This is a genomic window from Lacrimispora xylanisolvens (assembly GCF_002934545.1).
Classification (GTDB): domain Bacteria; phylum Bacillota; class Clostridia; order Lachnospirales; family Lachnospiraceae; genus Lacrimispora; species Lacrimispora xylanisolvens.
The window spans coordinates 34,411-54,082 of the sequence record NZ_PTJA01000011.1 but is presented as its reverse complement, the minus strand read 5'-3'; the positions used below and the strand labels follow the sequence as shown (position 1 = coordinate 54,082).

Here is a 19,672-nt window from a genome sequence, read left to right as displayed (position 1 = left end):
TCAACATTCCCGCAGTAAAAAGCCCATTTTTTTCAAAAACTAGCCTCTGCGCTGTCTTGCAGTTTCAAACATCAGAACTGATGCCGCCACTGCCGCATTTAACGATTCCACACTTCCCATCATCGGAATCTTGATGTAAGCATCTGCAAGCCCTGCAGTATCTTCCGTAAGACCATTGGCTTCATTGCCAATTAAAAACCCTGTATCAACAGTATAATCTTCTTTTTCATAATTATTCCTGCCATCTAAGTGCGCTGCATACAGCTTAATCCCCTTCTTCTTTAACTGTAGAATGGAAGCAGTCAGATCATCGGTATAGGCAAACGGAACTCTGAAAACTGAACCCATGGTGGATCGTATCACTTTAGGATTATAGATATCCGCAGTGGTGCTGTTCATCAGTACTCCGGTGATTCCTGCTCCTTCTCCTGCCCTTATAATCGTCCCTAAATTTCCCGGATCCTGTATATTTTCAAGTATCATTAAAAAAGCAGGTCCGGGGACACGGATAAGATCCTCCGGGATATAAGCATGCTGTTTTACAAGAGCTAAAATCCCCTGGGGAGTCTTTGTATCTGACATCACCTGGAATACCTCGTCGGTAAGAACTTCATACTTCATTCCGTCGATCAGGTGTTTTCTCTCTTCTTCCTTTAGAAAGCTTTCCGAGACAAAGATACTGTCAATCTGATCACGGGGGATCTCCTTAAATATGCGAAGCCCTTCAGCCACAAACAATCCGCTTTCATTTCTGGCTTTGGCTTTCTTTATCAGGTTCATCACCTGTTTCACTTTCCCATTGGCACTGCTTGTTATCATATGGTACCTCTCTTTATAAATTTTCCAGTTCTAAAAGCCACAGGCGGCTGACTGCATCACTTGGCATACGCAGATCCCCTCTTGGAGAAACTGCCACAGACCCCACCTTCGGACCATCGGGCATACAGGAGCGTTTAAACTGCTGGCTGAAAAATCGTTTGTAAAATACCTTCAGCCATTTTAAAATGACTTCCGGTTCGTATTGCTTATCAAAAACAGCAAGGGCCATACGGTAAACTTTTGAAGGCCGGGTGCCGAATCTCAAAATCTGATAGAGGAAGAAATCATGAAGCTCATATGGTCCTACAAGGTCTTCTGTCTTCTGTGCGATTTCTCCATCCTTTGGAGGCAGCAGTTCCGGACTTACAGGCGTATCAAGAACATCCATAAGCACTTCTTTTAATGCTTCCTCCTCACAGGTATCGGCATAGTAACGAACCAGATGGCGTACCAGAGTCTTTGGAACTGATGCATTGACTCCGTACATGGACATATGGTCTCCATTGTAAGTGGCCCAGCCAAGTGCCAGTTCCGACATGTCCCCGGTACCGATGACAAGCCCTCCAAACCGGTTTGCCAGATCCATCAGGATCTGAGTTCGCTCCCTGGCCTGGGAGTTTTCATAGGTAACATCATGCTGACCCGGATCGTGTCCGATATCACGGAAATGAATGGATACTGCTTCCCTGATGTTGACCTCTGTCAATTCTGCCTCCAGCTTTTCCGTCAGTATGCAGGCATTCTGATAGGTCCGGTCTGTGGTCCCAAAACAGGGCATGGTGATTGCATGAATGCGGTTTCTTGGAATTTCAAGCATATCAAAAGCCCGTGCAGTCACCAAAAGAGCAAGCGTGGAGTCAAGACCACCGGATATACCAATTACCACATCCTTGCAGCCTGTATGCGCCAGTCTCTTTTTTAAGCCCATGGCCTGTATAGACAGAATCTCTTCACATCTTCGGTTCCGTTCTGCTTCTCCATCGGGAACGAACGGCCTTGGATCAATCCTTCTTTTTAAATCCAGCTCCACCTGTTCCATGGTAAACGGAATCACCAGATAGTTTTCCCTGTCAGGTGCCGGAAAGGTAGTCATACGCCTCCGCTCATGAATGAGCCGTTCCAGATCCATATCTGCATAAATGGTTTCATTACCAAAACGTTTTGATTCTGCAAGCAGAAGCCCGTTCTCTGCAATTAAATTCTGTCCCCCGAATACAAGATCCTGAGTGGATTCTCCTTCTCCTGCATTGGCATAGATATACCCGCAGACAAGACTGGCAGAATGTCCGGTAATCAGACTTCTCCGATAAAGATCTTTTCCAGTGGTTTCATCACTTGCAGAGCAGTTTACGATCACAGTGGCTCCTGCAACTGCATGGCGGATGGAGGGCGGATTTGGAACCCATGCATCTTCACAGATTTCTGTTCCGATTACCAGGCCGGGGATATCTTTACAGGCAAAAAGCAGATCCGTTCCCATAGGGATTTCATATCCCTCCCAGGAGACCAGAACGGGCTTTTTGTTTCCTGGCTCAAAATACCGCAGTTCGTAAAACTCAGAATAATTAGGAAGATTGGTCTTCGGTATCAGTCCAAGTACTCTGCCGTTTTGCACTGCAGCAGCGGTATTATAAAGCTTTCCGTCTCTTTCCCAGGGCAGTCCGATAAAAGCAAGTAAGTCGCTGCCCCCGGTCTCTTTCACAATCACCTTCAGCTCTTCTTTTGCTTTTGTAAGCAGAGCGTCCTGTCCGAAGAGATCTGCGCAGGTATAGGCAGTAAGGCAAAGTTCAGGGAATACCATGATTTTTGTATTTCTTTCTATTCCCTCCCGGATGAGCCTTACAATATTTTCTCTGTTAAACTGGGGGTCTGCAACTTTCACATCCGGAGTCGCAGCTGCAACCCTGATATATCCATGTTTCATTGACTTTTTTCTCCTATCTGTTCTTCTTTCCCTTTTGGTATCCATTTTGCTTTCCACGAATAGATACAGTCCATTCCCATGGTAGTAAGCCATGTTATAGGATAACACCACATCACCGCTTCAAAACTGGGGAAAAATGGTACCAGAAAATTAATATAGATCATTCGCAGGATACACATGTTTCCCACTCCGATCAGCATGGTCACCATAGTTCTTCCGCTTCCCCGAATACTGCCCATTAAGATCTGGTGTATTGCCATGGTCCAGTAAAACGGAAGCAGAATCAGCATGGAGGAATAACCGTATGCGATTACATCCTGATCCGGTGAAAATACTCTTAAAATACGCTCTGCATTCAGATAAAGAATGATGGAAATAAAAATGGTATAAATCATACTGATTATAAGACCCTGAAATACACCCTGCTTCACACGCCTGGACTTTTTGGCACCGATGTTCTGTCCGGTAAATGTGGTGGCTGCCATGCAAAAACTTTGAAGCGGCAGCATGGCAAATCCGTCAATCTTACTATAGGATCCATAACCTGCCATGGCAGCTGCGCCGAAGCTGTTGACATTGGCCTGAACGATTACGTTGGAGAGGGATATAATTGACTGCTGTATTCCGCTTGGAATTCCTATTTTTAAAACCCTTGCCATCATACGCCGGTCAATTTTTATTTTACTCAGTTCCAGCCGGTAACTGTCATCGGTCCGAACCAGCGCTCTGACTATAAGAAAAGCGGATACTCCCTGCGCAGCCACAGTCGCATAACCAACGCCTGCAGTTCCCATGTGAAATACAACCACAAACAAAAGATCCAGAACAATATTAACGACAGAGGAAATACACAGAAAAATCAAAGGCCTTCTGGAGTCTCCCACAGCCCTCAGTACACCTGACCCCATATTATATACCAGATTAAACAAAGACCCGCAGAAAAAGATCCGCAGATATGCAACAGCGCCCGGCATAACCGATTCCGGTGTTCCCATTAAAACCAGGATAAGGGGGGATAAAAGTACTCCAAGTGCAATCAGTAAAAAGCCCCCTATTATGCTTAATGCCATGGTGGTATGTACGGCCCAATGCAGTTTTTGCTTTTCCTCTGCACCATAATACTGGGATATAATAACTCCTGCTCCAGTGCCGATTCCCATAAACATACCGATAATTAAATTAATCAGTGAATTGCTGGATCCTACGGCAGCCAGCGCATCACTGCCGATAAAGTTGCCCACGACCACTGAGTCCACCGTATTATAGAGCTGCTGAAACAGATTGCCAACCAGGAGCGGCAGGGAAAAGGCAAGAAGCTGTTTCCAGATTACACCTTCTGTCATGATCACCTGGTTCGCATGCATTTTTTTACTCACAAATAATCCTCCTACTTTTTTCCAATCTCCCAATGAGTATTAGTATACATCCTTTTTCGACAATTTGGAAGCCGGATAATTTAAGGTTTACTTTTTAATCCCAATCGTGTAAAATATTTTAATATCCTACTAAACAGATAAGAATAATCAGGGGGGGGATTTACAGTGATGAAATTTTCTACCAAGGGACGTTATGCACTCCGCATGATGATTGAGTTTGCACTTCGTCCCGGTGAATGCACGAAGATCAACCATGTCGCAGAGCGGCAGGACATATCTGACAAGTACTTAGAACAGATTGTCACCATTTTAAGCCGTGCCGGATATGTGAAAAGCCGCCGGGGCGCCCAGGGAGGCTATTATCTTGCAAAAGACCCTTCCGAATACACCGTAGGCATGATCCTGCGGCTTGCGGAAGGCAGTCTGGTACCAGTATCCTGTATGGAAGAAGAGATTAATTCCTGCAGCAAAGCTGATACGTGTGCCAGCATGATGGTCTGGAAGAAACTGGACAAGGCAATCTCTGATGTGGTGGACAGTATCACACTTGCCGATCTTGTCACAGAACAGAAGCGGCTGGAAGGGATAGAAGACTGACTGGTCCGTGATCAACAACAAAATCCGTTGGATTACAGAAGCATCTTAGCTCTGCAATTCAACGGATTTTAATTTATCTGTCAGATCCGGTCTGCAATTTCTTCAAATAAACGGGCCTTGTCACGAAAATAATCTCTTGCAAATTCATCAGCTTCCCGTAAAGCTTCTTTTAGTGTTCCCGACTTAAGTTCTACGGACACCGCTTCGATTCCAGCCTCTATTACCAGTATATAAACACCGTCTCCATGCGTCTGCATCTGCAGGCTGATATAGTGATGTTCTGCTTCAATACTTTTTCTGGCTGCTGCTCCCCCATCGCCATACAGGACCCACGTATTCTCATATTCCATCTGCGATACCCCTTTCTGTCTGAAACGCCAAAAGATTCTGTATTATTATAACACAGAATCTTTTGAGTGACTACTATTTATCAGCAAGGGATGCTCTCTGCAAATTTACGGATATCAGAAGCGTTGGTGATCTTCTGAATCAGGCCATCCTTAACGACAACAAGTGTGGGCGCCTGCATAATCCCCAGCTTATGAGCCAGTTCTGCATTCTCTTCTGCATCTACTGTTTCATAATCCACATTCTGAAGGAACTGTTTTGCCAGCTTGCAGTTGGGACAGGTTTTCGTAGTAAATAAATATGCACCCGCAGGCATCTCCGGTTTCTTATCTGTTCCTTTTTCAGACTTCTGCTCCTGAGTGGCATTTTTCAAAACAGAACCGGTAATGTTATAGGTTGTACGGTTTTTATACTCCTGGGTCTTTCCCTCATTCCAGTTTTGCACCGGGCGGTAATATCCGGTGATACGGCTGTAAACTTCTGCTTTCCTGCCGCAGACCGGGCAGACATGATGCTCTCCTGCCAGATATCCATGATCTGCGCAGATAGAATAGGTGGGAGACAGGGTGTAATATGGCAGCTTATAATGATCTGCAATGGTTTTAACCAGCTTTGCAGCCGCTGCCCAGTCAGGAAGCTTTTCGCCCAGGAATGCATGGAATACAGTTCCTGAGGTATAAAGCGTCTGAAGTTCATCCTGAATATCCAGGGCGTCAAAAATATCGGCTGTGTAATCCACTGGCAGATGGGAGCTGTTGGTATAGTAAGGGGTATCCCCTTCATGACCAGCTGTCTTAATATCCGGATAGTACTTTCTGTCGTGTTTGGCAAGACGATAGGTGGTGGATTCTGCCGGAGTCGCTTCCAGATTATAAAGATCTCCATACAGCTCCTGGTAGTCAGAAAGCCGCTCCCGCATATGATTTAAAACAGTTTTTGTAAACTGCTGTGTCTTTGTATCGGTCAGGTCCTTTCCCAGCCATTTTGCATTCAGACCAACCTCATTCATACCAATCAGCCCGATGGTGGAAAAATGATTCTCAAAGCTTCCCAGATAGCGCTTGGTATAAGGATACAGTCCCTGATCCAGAAGCTTTGTAATTACCTCTCTCTTGGTCTTTAAGGATCTTGCTGACACATCCATCATGCGGTTAAGACGTTTGTAAAAGTCTGCTTCGTCTTTTGCCAGATATGCGATCCTTGGCATATTAATGGTAACTACGCCAACAGAACCTGTACTCTCTCCTGATCCGAAGAAACCTCCGGTCTTTCTTCTTAATTCTCTCAGATCCAGTCTGAGGCGGCAGCACATACTTCTTACATCGCTTGGCTCCATATCACTGTTGATGTAATTGGAAAAATAAGGTGTTCCGTATTTGGATGTCATCTCAAACAACAGGCGGTTGTTCTCAGTGTCACTCCAGTCAAAATCCCTGGTGATGGAATAAGTGGGAATCGGGTATTGAAAACCTCTTCCGTTGGCATCCCCCTCAATCATGGTTTCTATAAATGCCTTGTTAACCATATCCATCTCTTTTTTACAGTCTTTATATTTAAAAGCCATCTCTTTTCCGCCCACAATGGCATTTAGTTCAGCCATATCAGAAGGAACGGTCCAGTCCAGAGTGATATTGGAAAATGGTGCCTGGGTGCCCCAGCGGCTTGGGGTATTCACACCATAAATAAAGGACTCGATGCACTTTTTTACTTCCGGATAGGATAACTGGTCACTCTTTACAAAGGGAGCCAGATAGGTATCAAAGGATGAGAATGCCTGAGCACCTGCCCATTCATTCTGCATGATTCCAAGAAAGTTAACCATCTGGTTGCAGAGTACAGATAAATGCTTTGCAGGAGATGAAGTGATTTTTCCGGAAATCCCTCCCAGGCCCTCCAAAAGCAGCTGTTTTAACGACCAGCCTGCACAGTAACCAGTTAACATGGATAAATCATGGATATGGATGTCTGCATTCCTGTGGGCTTCTGCTATCTCATGATCATAGATCTCTGACAGCCAGTAATTAGCGGTCACTGCACCGGAGTTGCTTAAGATCAGTCCTCCTACAGAGTAAGTAACGGTTGAGTTCTCTTTTACACGCCAGTCCTCAACTTTTACGTAGCTGTTCACCACATCTTTATAATCCAGAATGGTGTTCTTCATATTCCGTATTTTTTCCCGTTGTTTTCTATATAATATGTAGGCTTTTGCCACATCTGTATATCCTGCATGTTCCAGCACATGTTCCACACTGTCCTGGATCTGTTCCACTGTAATCATACCTTCATTCATTTTCTCCTGAAAATCTGCCGTTACACGCAGAGACAGAAGCTCTAAAATCTCGTTATTGTACTCCTTTCCGGTTGCCTTAAACGCTTTTTTAATGGCTTCCGTGATCTTCCCCAAGCTAAATTCAGCTTCTTCCCCATCTCTTTTCACTACCTGGATCATTAAACCTTTACTCCTTTCACAAAAACCGCCACGACTTTTTTAGCATACAGGTGTATTATAGCAGAACGAAAAAGAAAACACAATATCTAGATTTTGTTTTTGTCCAAAAATCTAGATATTGTGTTTTTGTCATTCGTCAATAAATTCCCGGTTTTCTGCCAGACCAGCAAATAATTCTGCGGGCACATAAGCGTTGACCAGTATTCCATCATCTAAGTATTCTTCTTTTAAGAGCTGACCGTATTTACGGATCTGCTGAATCTTTCCTGCATCTTTGTAAGAATAAACTTTTTCCAGATAAATCCTTCTGCTTCTAAGAATGGATTCCAACAGGTTTTCCAGTTCGTCGATCCCTTCCCCTGTACGTGCGGAAATCCGCACCTGGAAATCCGAAGAGAAATCTTTAAGCGTAGTATCCGGCTGGGCGGCATCAATCTTATTAAATACCGTAACCATTACCTTGTCTGTAACTCCTAACTCCCGTAACGTCTCATAAACCACATGCATCTGGATCTCCATCTGTGGGTTGGAACAGTCCACCACATGGAGAATAATATCACTGTATTTGGCTTCTTCCAGAGTACTTTTAAACGCTTCAATCAGATGATGAGGCAGTTTTCTTATAAATCCTACCGTATCGGTCAATAGAATCTGCTGACCGCCTGGCAGGCTTAAATTCCTTGTGGTTGGATCCAGCGTGGCAAACAGCTTGTCCTCCGCCAGGATTCCGGCGTCAGTCAGGCGGTTTAACAATGTGGATTTTCCCGCATTGGTATAACCCACAATCGCAGCTACAGGCATATGATTTTTATCTCTCTGCTGCCTGGCCACCTCTCTGTGACGCTTAACATCTTCTAAATCAGACTTTAAAACACTGATCCGGTCATGAATCAGTCTTCGGTCTATCTCAAGCTTCTTCTCACCCGGTCCTCTGGTACCAATTCCTCCGCCCAGCCTTGATAAGGAACTTCTTAGTCCCACCAGTCTTGCAGAACGGTACTTTAACTGGGCAAGCTCCACCTGTATCTTTCCTTCTCTTGTGGTAGCTCTTGCTGCAAATATATCAAGAATCACCATGGTCCGGTCCATTACCTTAATCTGCAGGGCATCCTCTAAATTGCGCATCTGGGCAGGGGAAAGTTCATCGTCACACACCACTCCCGTTGCTCCAAGTTCGAAGACTCTTTCCCGGATCTCATCAATTTTACCTTTTCCAAGATAAGTTCCCGGATGAATCCGTTCCCTGTTCTGAATGACCTTATCCACAGTAACAGCCCCTGCTGTTTTAACCAGCTCTTCCAGCTCATCTAAGGAGGCACTCACATCTGTGCCGTCTCCTGTACTCACTGCTGTTAAAATAACCTTTTCTTCTATCTCTTTTAACTCGATCAGTTCTGCCATTCCCTCTCCAAACTATCTAGATTCCAAAAATGTAATTTCCCGTTGTGCTTCTTCATCCGGTCCATGTGTTGAAACATACTGTTCCATGGTATCCAGTGCTTTTTTAAACTCTCCCCTTCGTTCATAAACTACGGCAATGTTAAATAACAGCTCCGGTACCTGATTCGCATCAGGTGCCGACAGCCCTTTCTGGAACGATTCCAGGGCTCCATCCCAGTCTTTTTGTGCCATCTTGCATAAACCCATTCGGTTGTAGATCATGGGCCCCGCCTCTCCTCCAGCTGCTGCACTTTCATAGAGAGTCATGGCATCCGATGCTGATCCTGCTTTTTCCATGGCTGCACCTGCTGCCATAAGAGCATTCATTCTTCCCGGGGCTTTGCCATCCGGATCAAGTTCATTGCTCCGGTTATAATCAGCGATCGCTCCGTCATCATCTCCTGCACCAGCTTTTGAAGCACTCCGCATATTATAATACTCTGGTTTTTCCCCATCTACCTTGATCAGGATGTCATAGGTTCCTACAGCTGCCTGATAATCACCGGATAAATACTCCGCTTCTGCCCTGTATTTTAATACATCCATATCAAATTTTCCTACCAGGCCTTTTTTTGTATCAATTGCCTGGTCAAATGACTGTATGGCGTCTTTGTAATTTCCTTCACCCAGCGCCTTAATTCCATCATCCCGGTAAGTGTACCGATTCTCTTTTTTGCCGCAGCCCGCTGACATGGTAAGAATCAGGGTCAGAACAATTAAAAGTGTTCCATATCCGGTTTTTCTTTTCATTTTAATATCTCCAACTTTAACAAAAATATAAATGTTATTGTAATCCAGTGCTGCCGTGTCCGCCTCTGTCTTCATGATCTAACGAGTCAACAGCCTCAAAACAGATGGCTGGCTGATGCTCCATAATGCGAAACTGGCAGATCCGGTCATTGACACGGATCACGGTATCCCGAAGTGCATACGCAGGGAAAAACCACTGGTCATTGTCCCCGCAGTAAGTCTCATCAATAATTCCCATGCTGTTGGTCTGAATAATGCCGTAATTTTTAAAGGTACTGCTTCTAGGAACCACATGGGCTTCATAACCGGCAGGAAGTTCCATGGCAATGCCCAGAGGGATCAGTTTAAATTCACCTGCTTTTAACTCCACTTCCTTCGCCGCCCGTAAATCAATCCAGTCGGATTTGCCATCTATGTATCTCAGTCTTTCTATTTCGTCTGTAAAATATTTAATTTTAATATTTGCTGTCACTATATGTCCTCCTGATGCCTGTCTTCGTTGTTTTCTTCCTCCGTAAGCAATAAACCGCTTCCGGAAAGTTCTTCTTCCACTTCCATACGAATCTCCGCTGTTACCAAAGGATCTGCAGCGGGTAAATTCTGAGTGGAGCCAATGCCAAATCTTCTTAAAAATTCTTCTGTTGTTGCAAAAAGTGCCGGGCGTCCCGGTGCATCCAGCCTCCCGACCTCGTACACCAGATTATATTCTACCAGTTTGTTTACCGCATGATCGGATTTTACTCCACGGATCTTCTCGATCTCAAGCTTTGTAACAGGCTGTTTGTATGCAATGATGGAAAGTGTCTCCAGAACCACCTCCGATAATACCTGCTTTTTCGGAGCACAGGCAACACGGATTAAGTTCTCATAGTATTCCGAGCGGGTACACATCTGATAGCTGTTTTCCAGTGCAATGATCTGCATTCCCTTTTTCCCTGTCTCATACCGTTTCATCAGGCGAAGAACTGCTTCCCTGGCAGTATCCTCATCCTGGTCGATGGCTGCAGCCAGCCTGCTAAGTTCCACCGAATTCCCCATGGTAAAAAGAACTGCCTCAATGACCGCTTCCCATTTCTTTTCTTCTTTCGCGCTCTTTGCTGACCTGTCTGCTGTCAGAGTTTCTTTATCCATTAACTTTTTCTTCCTCTCCCAGATCCGAAAAATCCAGTTCCCCTTCCTCGCCTTCCGGCTCCAGGGTTTCAATCATCATATCATCAAATAAATGCTCCTGGGTCAGGGTGATCTTGCCGATCTTCATGAGTTCCAGAAGCGCTAAAAAAGTGACAACTACTTCTATCTTGTCAGGCTGTCCCTCAAGCATCCTGCGAAAGGAAAACTTCCGGTTCCGCCTGGCAAAATCCATCACTGATTTTATTTTATCTTCCAGGCTTACCGCTTCCTTACGGATATTGCCAAACCGGCTTCTGATGGGATCCACCCTGTCTTCTGTCCGTTTTGTCACCGCACGGAATATTTCCTGCAGCTTTGCCAGAGTAAGCCCGTCAAGGAGCTTGTCCAAATCTACAGGCGGCTCATATTTCGCCACCTCGGCAGGCACGGTAGGAGTCTTAAAAAACAGGCGGTCTGCCCCTACTTCCCGGTCTTTTAATTCCGATGCCATATATTTAAAATATTTGTACTCCAGAAGGCGGGCAACAAGTTCTGCCCTTGGATCTTCTTCCTCCCCTTCTTCATTGACCTCTTTTGGAAGAAGCATACGTGCCTTAATGTCAATGAGAGTTGCCGCCATGACTAAAAATTCACTGACAATATTTAAATCCTCGGTCTCCATATGATTCATGTAATCTAAATACTGTTCCGTAATTATCACAATGGGAATGTCATAGATATTCACTTTATTTTTATCAATCAAGTGAAGAAGCAGATCAAGCGGTCCTTCAAAATTATCCAGTTTATAAGAGATTCCCATATATTCCTCCAAAGCAGATTAAAACATACCAAAAAGCAGTATACCAAATTGAGACCGATCTGTAAATATATGGAAGGTTCAATTTGAGGATTTGGGTTTTAAATCCACAACTACCAGCTGAGGTTTGTTGTTCAGCCGGATATTAATGGAGTGGGTTCCAAGGCCTCTGCTTACTATCATATATTTTTCATCTTTTTGAAACGTCCCTCCACAGTAGGGATTAAAAAACTGGTACTGGGGAGTCATCACTCCTCCCAGAAACGGAAGGCGTATGGTTCCTCCGTGAAAATGACCGGAAAGGGTTAAATCAGCGCCCCAGTCCCGATAAGTGTTAAAATAAAGGGGGGAATGGGACAATAGTATCTGAAACCGCTCTTCTCCTGCCTTCCCTGCTTTCTGTTCCAGTTCTTCGGGAAGAAGGCGATCAGGTATGAAATCCTTATAACAGCCTTCTTTTAAATCCACACCGGTAATGGCAATATCCTTCCGGTATAATTCCGTCCGGTCTCTTAACACGATCACTCCAAGCTGTTTTAAGCTGTTTTCATACGTATCATACTGATCACCATAAACCAGCCGTTCCCGGTCCATCCGGTTTTCGTGATTCCCGTTTCCATAAAAAACCGGGTAACGATTTGTCAGCTTTTCCATCAGTTTTAAACTGACCCCGGTATCTGCTGTCTTCTTTACAACCATCATATCACCGCCGACAAGCACCACATCCGGATTCACATGGTCAATCGCCTTAAGAAGTCTTTTATTGTCTTCTCCAAAGCAATGACTGTGAAGATCCGAAAGGAATACCAGCCTCAAGTTTTTTCCGATCTTACTGCTTTTAATAACAGTTCTCTCTACGGAAAGCTGTTCTCTTTCGTATTCAGACCGCAGTAAGGATACTGCGCCTGCAGCAGCACAAAAAACTCCGGCAGCAAACCACATCTGTTTATACCTCATCTTCTCTCATTCCTTCTTTTGCTGTCCCTCCATCATACAATGAAGAACCTGTCCCCGTCAAGTAAAAGGCTTTCTCTTTTCCCTTCCCCTTTTGTATAATGGAAACCAATTATGGATAATATGCAATACTGGATAATCACGGTTTAATAAGAGTGTGAGGTGACTAACCATGATTGTTTATGACAGACTGTGGGAAACCATGAAAAAGAAAAACGTCAGCCAGTATCATCTGATCAAATATTGCAAGGTCAGTGCCGGACAAATCGGACGGCTTAAGAAAAACAATTTCGTATCTACTCATACGATTGATATGCTGTGCAGAATTTTAGACTGCGGCGTAGATGAAATTATGGAATATCGGGCCGATATTTGCGAGGCAACAAGTGTGACCTGTAATACTGACCCTGAGGAAAATAAATAACAGGCTTTTCCTTCAGAGGATTTGGCATAGAAAAAGAGCCGCAAGGCTCTTTTTTCTATATTATGTTCCTTTTAGGATATCCAGACACCAGCTCTGTCCAGGCGGTAACCATCGGGTGTTACCGTATCCTTTAACATCGCGCCATCACTGCCAAGATAATACCACTTCTCATTGGTTTTCACCCAGTAATTACATGCCTTGGTTCCATCTTCCCGGTAATAAAACCACTGATCCCCTGACTGCACCCAGCCGGAGGAAGCATTGGCTTTTACACTGCCGCCGCCTGACCCCTTTAAGGCAAAACCATAATCCAGAAGCGCTTTGGTATCGTCATAATGGGTGGACTTACTTTTCATAATCACTACGATTAAGCGTGATCCATTCTTCTCTGCATAAGTTACCAGGGTATTGCCAGCCGCAGAGGTAAAGCCGGTCTTTCCTCCCAACACTCCGGGGTAATAACGGGTGTCGGAAGAATTGATCATCTTATGTCCCATGGTTACCGTTCTGGCTCCCGCTTTCTTTGTTGCAGGAATCTGGTAGCGGACAGTAGAGCACACTTTTCTAACCACACCATTTTGAAAAGCTGCTTTTGCAATCAGCGCCATATCATGGGGTGTTGTATAATGATTGGAATTATTAAGACCGTTGGGATTGACAAAATTTGTATTGGTACAGCCAAGTTCTCTGGCTTTGGCATTCATCAGCTGGGCAAAGGAGCTGACGCTGCCGGATACATGCTCAGCAAGACCATTGGCCACTTCATTGGCCGACTTAAGCATAAGACCATAGAGACTCTGCTCCACCGTCAGTTTATCACCTTCCGTTATATTTAAAGTCACTGCCCCTGCTTCCAGATTGGTAGTAGCTGCCTTGGAAAAGGTAACCGTATCTGAAAGGTTGGTCCGTTCTGCCACAAGAAGCGCAGTCATCAGTTTGGTAATACTGGCCGGATAATACTTCGTCTCACTGTTCTTAGAATAAAGAAGTGCTCCGGTATCGGCATCCATTAACACAGCTCCCTCGGAAGAAATCTGAGGCACACTTACTGTGGAGGCTGATGTGGTGGACGTTGTGGAGGTGGAGGCCGCTGTGGAATCCGCTGCGGCTTTATTACTGTCTGCATTGCTCTGGTCCGCCTGTCCGCTTATGGAAGCACCTGGTCCGGCTGCTGCCTGTGTCTCCTGCGTGGAACCTGGGAAGGGCGAAACCGTGGGGATATCCGTTGCATAAGTAACAGTTGATGCCAACATGGAAAAGCCAATAATAAGACTGATTAATCTGCAAGTTTTTTTTGTCATAGCCAATTATCTCCTGTATTTTTCTGCCAGTTCGTTCTTCCATCAGTATAACATAAAATCCAGTAATTACCGCTTAAAATTTTCTTACAAATCAAAAATGCACCACTTATAAAAGTGATGCATCGTCTAAAACGACTGTATTAATCTTCTTTTTCCAATTCTTCCAGCCTGTCCATGGCAATATTTAAAATTTCTGCATGGTCAAATGCCAGCTTCTCCTGGTCAAGCATATCAATTGCAGGCAGAAGTTCAATGTCAATGTCTCTCTTCCACATCATGCCATCCCGTTCAAAGGTTTCCGTAATCCGATAGCTGATAAATATATGTTCTTCCTCATTCTCAATGGTAAGTGCATATGTCGCGCCATTCTCAAGGTCTGAAAGCTTCTTTTTCTTTACCTCAAACCAACACGCCTTGCCGGCATCGTCACCGGCTTCCACGTTTAACTGTTCCTTTGGAACTGCCGCTAAATAAGAAACGGAAATCACTCTTGTTCTGGGATCCCTTTTTACACTTCCCCAGGTATAAAGCTGTTCCATGTAGATTCCCTTTAATCCGGTTTCTTCAAACAGTTCTCTGGCTGCTGCTTCTTCCAGGGATTCATCCATGTTAACAAATCCTCCCGGAATCGCCCACTGACCGATGCAGGGGTGGTTTTTCCGCTTAATGAGAAGAATATCTGTCTTTGATTCTTCCTGGTCATATGCAAATATCAGCATATCCACCGTTACCGACGGGCGTTCGTAATCTCCCGGACGGTACTGTAAAAGAAACTCTTTTTCCGTCAGCCCTTCTTCATTCTTTCGTTCCATTCTGCCCTTCTTCCTACCAGTTTTTAAAATACAATGGACTGAAGCGCTCCAAGAACACCTGCACTGGCAAGTCCCATAATGATTCCTGCCATTAAAACTCCGCCCATCACAGCTAAAATACTGGATTTAAAATCAATATCAAGCAGGCTGGCTGCCAATGTGCCAGTCCAGGCACCGGTACCTGGAAGTGGGATACCAACAAAAATCAATAGAGCAATGAACAATCCCCTTCCGGCTTTCGCCTGCAGTTTTTCTCCGCCGCGTTTTCCTTTTTCCAGGCACCAGGTAAAAAAGCCGCCTATTACCGGCTTATCTACTCCCCACTCCAGAACTTTTCTGGCAAACAGATAGATAATGGGTACCGGAAGCATGTTTCCCAGTATGGCAACAATATAAGACTGAACCAAAGGCAGTCCCATTACTGCAGAATAGGGAATTGCGCCCCTTAGTTCAATAAGAGGAACCATGGAAATAAAAAACACTGTTATATATTTTTGTAACATCATCCATTCCTTTCATAATAAAAGTCTGCCTTTATACTATACACAAAGATGGACAGTCTATCAACTATTTTATAAAAAGATTATATTTACATACATGATTCCAAACCTTTCCTGAATAAAATATTAACATTTCTGAAATACTATTGTACTGACAAAACGAGTGTGATATAATCCTCAAAAGTTGATTATTATAATCCCACGCATTAGTTAAGAAGGGTGTCTTTTTATGAATATCAAACAGTTTCTTACCAAGTACAGGCATGCCTGGATTCTCAGCTACGCCTTCATTTATCTGCCATGGTTCGTGTACCTTGAAAAGACAGTGACAAGCAACTATCACATCATGCATATAGCCATTGATGACTATATCCCGTTTAATGAATATTTCATTATTCCCTACCTGATGTGGTTTGGTTATGTGGCCGTCTCTGTCGCCTATTTTTTCTTTCATGATGTAAAAGAATACTACAGGCTCTGCACCATGTTGTTTACAGGAATGACCATAAGCCTTGTGATCTGTACTGTCTTTCCAAACGGAACAGACTTTCGGCCTGTCGTTGATTCCAATAAGAATATTTGTGCTGCAATTGTTAATCTTCTCTACTCTGCTGATACCTGTACCAACGTATTTCCAAGCATACACGTGTATAATTCCATTTGTGTCCACATTGCCGTATGCCGGAGTGAACGTCTTAAGAATCGCACACAGCTAAAAACAGCGTCTCTTATTTTAATGATTTTAATCTGTCTGGCTACTGTGTTCTTAAAACAGCACTCTGCTTTTGATGGACTTGGCTCATTAGCAATGGCATATATCATGTATCAGTTTGTTTATTCTGATTCTCTTGTTCCTAACAGAAAAAAGGTATCCGAAAAAGCAATCAGTTAAAAAAAGACCTTCCCTGCCGGGGAGGTCTTTTCACATCCGATTCTAATTAAATCCAAAAAATTTCTGAGTCATCTTATAAATGGCGATGGGGAATTTCATTCCGCCCTTACCAGGCAGATTGACTCCCTGTCCTAAAAATCCGTAGCGAAGCCTTAAATAAAGCTTTAAATTCTGTTTTCGAAGACTCTGCCACAGCTCTTCCTTTTTCTCCATATTTTCCTCTGTTCCGGACTTAATAGCCAGAATGGAGGAAATGACCATCATAATCTCTAAATACCGCACCATATAACGACGAAGCTTGCGCTGCTTAATCTTCATTACATCATAATAGGAAAGCATCAGCTTTGTCACGCGGATCTGCTGGTCTATCCGTCCGATCATAACCTGTTCATTGACAGACTGATCGTCTCTGCCTATGAAGTAGCGATAAAAGTTTACGTTTAAATAATACAGGGTTTTCACATGGGGAAGGGGCTGATAAACAAAAATATTATCCACATAGAAGGTATGCTTTGGCAATTCCAGACCACATTGCCTTAAAAGCTCTGTCCTGTATATAACAGAATGCATCAGAATGTATTGTCCCAGAATAAAAACCTTCACATCATCCCAGTCAATCAGCTGGTTCTCCGGAAGTGCGGTCCGGTAATTCATTACTTTTTTACGATCAGATCCCTGTTTTTCATAAACAAAATTACTTACCAGCATATCAAGTGTCTTTTCGCCGTAAACGAAACGTCTGAGGGTATTAAGAATCTCCATATAAGCGGATTCATCCACCCAGTCATCACTGTCCACTACCTTAAAATAAATCCCGGACGCATTCCTTAATCCTGCATTAACTGCTTCTCCATGTCCGCCATTCTCCTGATGGATCGCCCTGCAGATTCCCGGATAGTTCCGTTCATATTCATCTGCAATTTCGGCTGTACGGTCTTTTGTGGAACCGTCATCTACAATAAGGATCTCAACCTCATCTCCGCCTGGAAGCAGGGATTCGATGCAGTGCCTCATATAGGATTCTGAATTATAACATGGAATTGCTACAGATAAGAGTTTCACACAATATCCTCCTTTAGGTTGTTTTTCCAATAAATCCGGATAATACATATTACAGTTACAACGAATGATAACACTACTACAGCTGCAGTCACTCCTGCATGTTCTCTTTGAAACAGAAGCCCGGACAGTTCCGTGTTGGTTATAAAAAGCGAAAGTATATTAGCCGAGATGTGAAGCATAATAGGTGCCGACAGGGCTTTTGTTCTCTCATAAAGCCATGCTGCGGTAAGACCAATGATAAATGCATATACTCCCTGGGGAAGATTTCCATGATAAAGGCCAAACAAGCCGGCTGATACGACAGCCGATAAAACAAAAGAAAACTTGTCCCGGATGGAAGCAAAAATCATTCCTCGAAATATCAGTTCCTCCGCTACAGGTATGATAAGTCCGGAGGCCAGAAGCTGAAGCGCAAATGGCGGAGAATACAGTGCCTTGGCCGCTTCCTGGTACGTCCTTGATATTCTGGTCAGTCCCATAACTTCCACAGCTGAATTCCCCAGAATGCAAAGAGCTGCTCCAAGCAGCCAGATCGAAATCAGGCTGTCTGCAGGTTTCAAACTCTCTGTCATGGAAGATCCTCTGTTTTTTTGATCGTAAGAATAAAACCACAGCAAAACCGGAATATTCAGTAATGCAGATACTCCCGTAGCCAGAAGTGGTTCAAGAGGCACCGCCAGATACAGGAACGTGGTGGCTAACGTGTAGGTAAACAAAGGAAGAATCAGATGCAGAATCATTACTATCATAAGTACCTGTCCTTTCATTTTCTGTATCTTCTTAAACATTATACCACCTGATTTCAGGATATCCACTTAATTTTTTTAAAATTATTTCTAAAAACTATTGAAATCTTTTCTCATACCCCCTGATACCCGAAAGCGGTTGCTTTTTTTATCTGCTGATAATATAATATCCTTATATTTTCTGATTAAAACTACATGAAACTGAGAGGAAATAATATGGCAAAAAAACGTATTGTGATAGCTTTGGGACACCATGCTTTGGGAACAAACCTTCCGGAACAAAAGACAGCAGTAGCCAGAACTGCCAAAGTAATTGCAGATTTTATTCAGTCCGGCTGGCAGGTGGCCGTTACTCACAGCAACGCTCCACAGGTTGGAATGATCCACACTGCAATGAATGAATTCGGAAAACAGCATGACGGTTATACCTCAGCTCCCATGTCTGTCTGTTCTGCCATGAGCCAGGGATACATCGGCTATGACTTACAAAACGGAATCCGTGCAGAACTTATGACACGGGGCATATATAAGTCCGTAGCTACCATTTTAACCCAGATGATGGTAAATCCATATGACGAGGCTTTCTATACCCCCATGAAGCCCATCGGCCGTTTCATGACTGCAGAGGAAGCAAAAGAAGAAGAGAATAAGGGGAACTATGTGGAAGAAGTTCCTGGCAAGGGATTTCGCAGAGTTGTGGCTTCCCCTAAGCCAGTTTCCATTGTTGAGATTGATATCATAAAAGCCGTTATGGATGCAGATCAGATTGTGATCGCCTGCGGAGGCGGCGGTATTCCCGTTATGGAACAGGGCTGTTATTTAAAAGGTGCCAGCGCTGTAATTGAAAAGGACAGGGCTGCCGGGCTGCTGGCTAAGGAAATCGATGCCGATGTGCTGATGATTTTAACAAATGTGGATAACGTAACCTTAAACTTTGGAAAGCCGGATGCCAAGCCAATCAGCCTCTTGAGCAAAACGGAGGCAGCTTCTTATATTGAGGACAATCAGTTCGAATCCTCTTCCATGCTCCCTAAAATTGAGGCATCTCTTGATTTCATTGAACATGGTAGGAATCGGAAAGCGATTATCACTTCCCTGGAAAAGGCAGAAGAAAGCCTTGAAGGAAAAGCAGGTACTATTATAACAGAAGCATAAGTATAAAAAGGATTTTTGTCCTATTGTAAAACAGAGGACAGAAATCCTTTTTTCTATTATTATAGAACCAGTTCTGTTTTGAAAACTGTCACAGCTTCACCAGTGATTTTAACCTGAACCGGATTGCCGTCTGTAATTTTTACAGAAACGAAAAATGGTCTGAACGTTAATCCTCCAGCATATATTCCCGAAACTC

General features: G+C 43.9%; 20 protein-coding genes. 4 read left to right on the top strand and 16 right to left on the bottom strand.

What is annotated here, in order from left to right:
• Positions 1-39: 39 nt before the first annotated feature.
• From BXY41_RS18790 to BXY41_RS18780, 3 genes are read right to left on the bottom strand one after another with little or no spacing between them, the layout of a single operon-like run.
• Positions 40-819 carry a TrmH family RNA methyltransferase gene (locus BXY41_RS18790; RefSeq protein WP_104438408.1) on the bottom strand — a complete coding sequence of 260 codons (780 nt, stop codon included), beginning with the start codon at positions 817-819 and terminating at the stop codon, positions 40-42.
• A 13-nt stretch (positions 820-832) separates the two neighbouring features.
• A complete protein-coding gene (locus BXY41_RS18785) occupies positions 833-2,743 on the bottom strand; it encodes an NAD(+) synthase (protein ID WP_104438407.1) in 1,911 nt (636 codons plus the stop codon).
• On the bottom strand, positions 2,740-4,107 hold the full coding sequence (locus BXY41_RS18780; protein ID WP_104438544.1) for an MATE family efflux transporter: 1,368 nt from the start codon (positions 4,105-4,107) through the stop codon (positions 2,740-2,742). The genes BXY41_RS18785 and BXY41_RS18780 overlap by 4 nt, the downstream gene beginning before the upstream one ends.
• 180 nt (positions 4,108-4,287) lie before the next feature.
• On the opposite strand from BXY41_RS18780, the gene BXY41_RS18775 reads away from it, so the two are divergent.
• Positions 4,288-4,716 (top strand): RrF2 family transcriptional regulator, encoded by a 429-nt coding sequence (locus BXY41_RS18775; protein WP_104438406.1) that lies wholly within the window; start codon positions 4,288-4,290, stop codon positions 4,714-4,716.
• Between the two features lie 80 nt (positions 4,717-4,796).
• On the opposite strand, the gene BXY41_RS18770 is transcribed toward BXY41_RS18775, so the two are convergent.
• The 8 genes from BXY41_RS18770 to BXY41_RS18735 all read right to left on the bottom strand — a co-directional run bounded on the left by BXY41_RS18770 (position 4,797) and on the right by BXY41_RS18735 (position 12,572).
• Positions 4,797-5,066: a hypothetical protein gene (locus BXY41_RS18770; RefSeq protein ID WP_104438405.1), complete on the bottom strand. Its 270-nt coding sequence runs from the start codon at positions 5,064-5,066 to the stop codon at positions 4,797-4,799.
• Between the two features lie 80 nt (positions 5,067-5,146).
• Entirely contained in the window at positions 5,147-7,513 is a 2,367-nt protein-coding gene (locus BXY41_RS18765; RefSeq protein ID WP_104438404.1) for a ribonucleoside triphosphate reductase, read from the bottom strand.
• Positions 7,514-7,642: 129 nt separating this feature from the next.
• Entirely contained in the window at positions 7,643-8,914 is a 1,272-nt protein-coding gene (gene hflX / locus BXY41_RS18760) for a GTPase HflX (RefSeq protein ID WP_104438403.1), read from the bottom strand.
• A 12-nt stretch (positions 8,915-8,926) separates the two neighbouring features.
• A complete protein-coding gene (locus BXY41_RS18755) occupies positions 8,927-9,703 on the bottom strand; it encodes a tetratricopeptide repeat protein (protein ID WP_104438543.1) in 777 nt (258 codons plus the stop codon).
• 34 nt (positions 9,704-9,737) lie between these two features.
• Positions 9,738-10,175 carry a dUTP diphosphatase gene (locus BXY41_RS18750; RefSeq protein WP_104438402.1) on the bottom strand — a complete coding sequence of 146 codons (438 nt, stop codon included), beginning with the start codon at positions 10,173-10,175 and terminating at the stop codon, positions 9,738-9,740.
• The gene (gene scpB, locus BXY41_RS18745) at positions 10,175-10,834 is read right to left on the bottom strand and encodes an SMC-Scp complex subunit ScpB (protein WP_104438401.1); all 660 of its coding nucleotides are present in this window, start codon (positions 10,832-10,834) and stop codon (positions 10,175-10,177) included. Before scpB ends, BXY41_RS18750 begins: the two co-directional genes overlap by 1 nt.
• Positions 10,827-11,633 (bottom strand): segregation and condensation protein A, encoded by an 807-nt coding sequence (locus BXY41_RS18740; RefSeq protein WP_104438400.1) that lies wholly within the window; start codon positions 11,631-11,633, stop codon positions 10,827-10,829. Before BXY41_RS18740 ends, scpB begins: the two co-directional genes overlap by 8 nt.
• Positions 11,634-11,711: 78 nt before the next feature.
• Positions 11,712-12,572 carry a metallophosphoesterase gene (locus tag BXY41_RS18735; protein WP_104438399.1) on the bottom strand — a complete coding sequence of 287 codons (861 nt, stop codon included), beginning with the start codon at positions 12,570-12,572 and terminating at the stop codon, positions 11,712-11,714.
• A gap of 184 nt (positions 12,573-12,756) precedes the next feature.
• On the opposite strand from BXY41_RS18735, the gene BXY41_RS18730 reads away from it, so the two are divergent.
• Positions 12,757-13,008: a helix-turn-helix domain-containing protein gene (locus BXY41_RS18730; protein ID WP_104438398.1), complete on the top strand. Its 252-nt coding sequence runs from the start codon at positions 12,757-12,759 to the stop codon at positions 13,006-13,008.
• A gap of 71 nt (positions 13,009-13,079) precedes the next feature.
• Here BXY41_RS18730 and BXY41_RS18725 read toward each other — a convergent pair whose 3' ends face one another.
• The 3 genes from BXY41_RS18725 to BXY41_RS18715 all read right to left on the bottom strand — a co-directional run bounded on the left by BXY41_RS18725 (position 13,080) and on the right by BXY41_RS18715 (position 15,624).
• Positions 13,080-14,309, bottom strand: coding sequence for a D-alanyl-D-alanine carboxypeptidase family protein (locus tag BXY41_RS18725; RefSeq protein WP_104438397.1), 1,230 nt, complete (start codon positions 14,307-14,309; stop codon positions 13,080-13,082).
• 140 nt (positions 14,310-14,449) lie between these two features.
• Positions 14,450-15,121 (bottom strand): NUDIX domain-containing protein, encoded by a 672-nt coding sequence (locus BXY41_RS18720; protein ID WP_104438396.1) that lies wholly within the window; start codon positions 15,119-15,121, stop codon positions 14,450-14,452.
• 23 nt (positions 15,122-15,144) lie between these two features.
• Positions 15,145-15,624: a COG2426 family protein gene (locus tag BXY41_RS18715; protein WP_104438395.1), complete on the bottom strand. Its 480-nt coding sequence runs from the start codon at positions 15,622-15,624 to the stop codon at positions 15,145-15,147.
• Between the two features lie 226 nt (positions 15,625-15,850).
• On the opposite strand from BXY41_RS18715, the gene BXY41_RS18710 reads away from it, so the two are divergent.
• On the top strand, positions 15,851-16,513 hold the full coding sequence (locus BXY41_RS18710) for a phosphatase PAP2 family protein (protein WP_185140374.1): 663 nt from the start codon (positions 15,851-15,853) through the stop codon (positions 16,511-16,513).
• A 42-nt stretch (positions 16,514-16,555) separates the two neighbouring features.
• Here BXY41_RS18710 and BXY41_RS18705 read toward each other — a convergent pair whose 3' ends face one another.
• Together BXY41_RS18705 and BXY41_RS18700 are read right to left on the bottom strand one after the other, a co-directional pair.
• Positions 16,556-17,575, bottom strand: coding sequence for a glycosyltransferase family 2 protein (locus tag BXY41_RS18705; RefSeq protein ID WP_104438394.1), 1,020 nt, complete (start codon positions 17,573-17,575; stop codon positions 16,556-16,558).
• Complete coding sequence (locus tag BXY41_RS18700; RefSeq protein WP_104438393.1) at positions 17,572-18,363, bottom strand: CPBP family intramembrane glutamic endopeptidase; 792 nt, start codon at positions 18,361-18,363, stop codon at positions 17,572-17,574. Before BXY41_RS18700 ends, BXY41_RS18705 begins: the two co-directional genes overlap by 4 nt.
• A 174-nt stretch (positions 18,364-18,537) precedes the next feature.
• Here BXY41_RS18700 and arcC point away from each other — a divergent pair, with 174 nt between their 5' ends.
• Complete coding sequence (gene arcC / locus BXY41_RS18695) at positions 18,538-19,476, top strand: carbamate kinase (RefSeq protein ID WP_104438392.1); 939 nt, start codon at positions 18,538-18,540, stop codon at positions 19,474-19,476.
• Positions 19,477-19,672: the final 196 nt, after the last annotated feature.

What these genes read in the sequence shown, in the direction of transcription:
- BXY41_RS18790 (WP_104438408.1), bottom strand. Translation starts at nt 819, where the DNA reads ATGATAACAAGCAGTGCCAATGGGAAAGTGAAACAGGTGATGAACCTG.
- BXY41_RS18780 (WP_104438544.1), bottom strand. Translation starts at nt 4,107, where the DNA reads ATGCATGCGAACCAGGTGATCATGACAGAAGGTGTAATCTGGAAACAG.
- BXY41_RS18765 (WP_104438404.1), bottom strand. Translation starts at nt 7,513, where the DNA reads ATGATCCAGGTAGTGAAAAGAGATGGGGAAGAAGCTGAATTTAGCTTG.
- arcC (WP_104438392.1), top strand. Translation starts at nt 18,538, where the DNA reads ATGGCAAAAAAACGTATTGTGATAGCTTTGGGACACCATGCTTTGGGA.
- BXY41_RS18785 (WP_104438407.1), bottom strand. Translation starts at nt 2,743, where the DNA reads ATGAAACATGGATATATCAGGGTTGCAGCTGCGACTCCGGATGTGAAA.
- BXY41_RS18725 (WP_104438397.1), bottom strand. Translation starts at nt 14,309, where the DNA reads ATGACAAAAAAAACTTGCAGATTAATCAGTCTTATTATTGGCTTTTCC.
- BXY41_RS18735 (WP_104438399.1), bottom strand. Translation starts at nt 12,572, where the DNA reads ATGTGGTTTGCTGCCGGAGTTTTTTGTGCTGCTGCAGGCGCAGTATCC.
- BXY41_RS18730 (WP_104438398.1), top strand. Translation starts at nt 12,757, where the DNA reads ATGATTGTTTATGACAGACTGTGGGAAACCATGAAAAAGAAAAACGTC.
- BXY41_RS18700 (WP_104438393.1), bottom strand. Translation starts at nt 18,363, where the DNA reads ATGTTTAAGAAGATACAGAAAATGAAAGGACAGGTACTTATGATAGTA.
- BXY41_RS18715 (WP_104438395.1), bottom strand. Translation starts at nt 15,624, where the DNA reads ATGTTACAAAAATATATAACAGTGTTTTTTATTTCCATGGTTCCTCTT.
- BXY41_RS18775 (WP_104438406.1), top strand. Translation starts at nt 4,288, where the DNA reads ATGAAATTTTCTACCAAGGGACGTTATGCACTCCGCATGATGATTGAG.
- BXY41_RS18755 (WP_104438543.1), bottom strand. Translation starts at nt 9,703, where the DNA reads ATGAAAAGAAAAACCGGATATGGAACACTTTTAATTGTTCTGACCCTG.
- BXY41_RS18770 (WP_104438405.1), bottom strand. Translation starts at nt 5,066, where the DNA reads ATGGAATATGAGAATACGTGGGTCCTGTATGGCGATGGGGGAGCAGCA.
- BXY41_RS18710 (WP_185140374.1), top strand. Translation starts at nt 15,851, where the DNA reads ATGAATATCAAACAGTTTCTTACCAAGTACAGGCATGCCTGGATTCTC.
- BXY41_RS18720 (WP_104438396.1), bottom strand. Translation starts at nt 15,121, where the DNA reads ATGGAACGAAAGAATGAAGAAGGGCTGACGGAAAAAGAGTTTCTTTTA.
- scpB (WP_104438401.1), bottom strand. Translation starts at nt 10,834, where the DNA reads ATGGATAAAGAAACTCTGACAGCAGACAGGTCAGCAAAGAGCGCGAAA.
- hflX (WP_104438403.1), bottom strand. Translation starts at nt 8,914, where the DNA reads ATGGCAGAACTGATCGAGTTAAAAGAGATAGAAGAAAAGGTTATTTTA.
- BXY41_RS18740 (WP_104438400.1), bottom strand. Translation starts at nt 11,633, where the DNA reads ATGGGAATCTCTTATAAACTGGATAATTTTGAAGGACCGCTTGATCTG.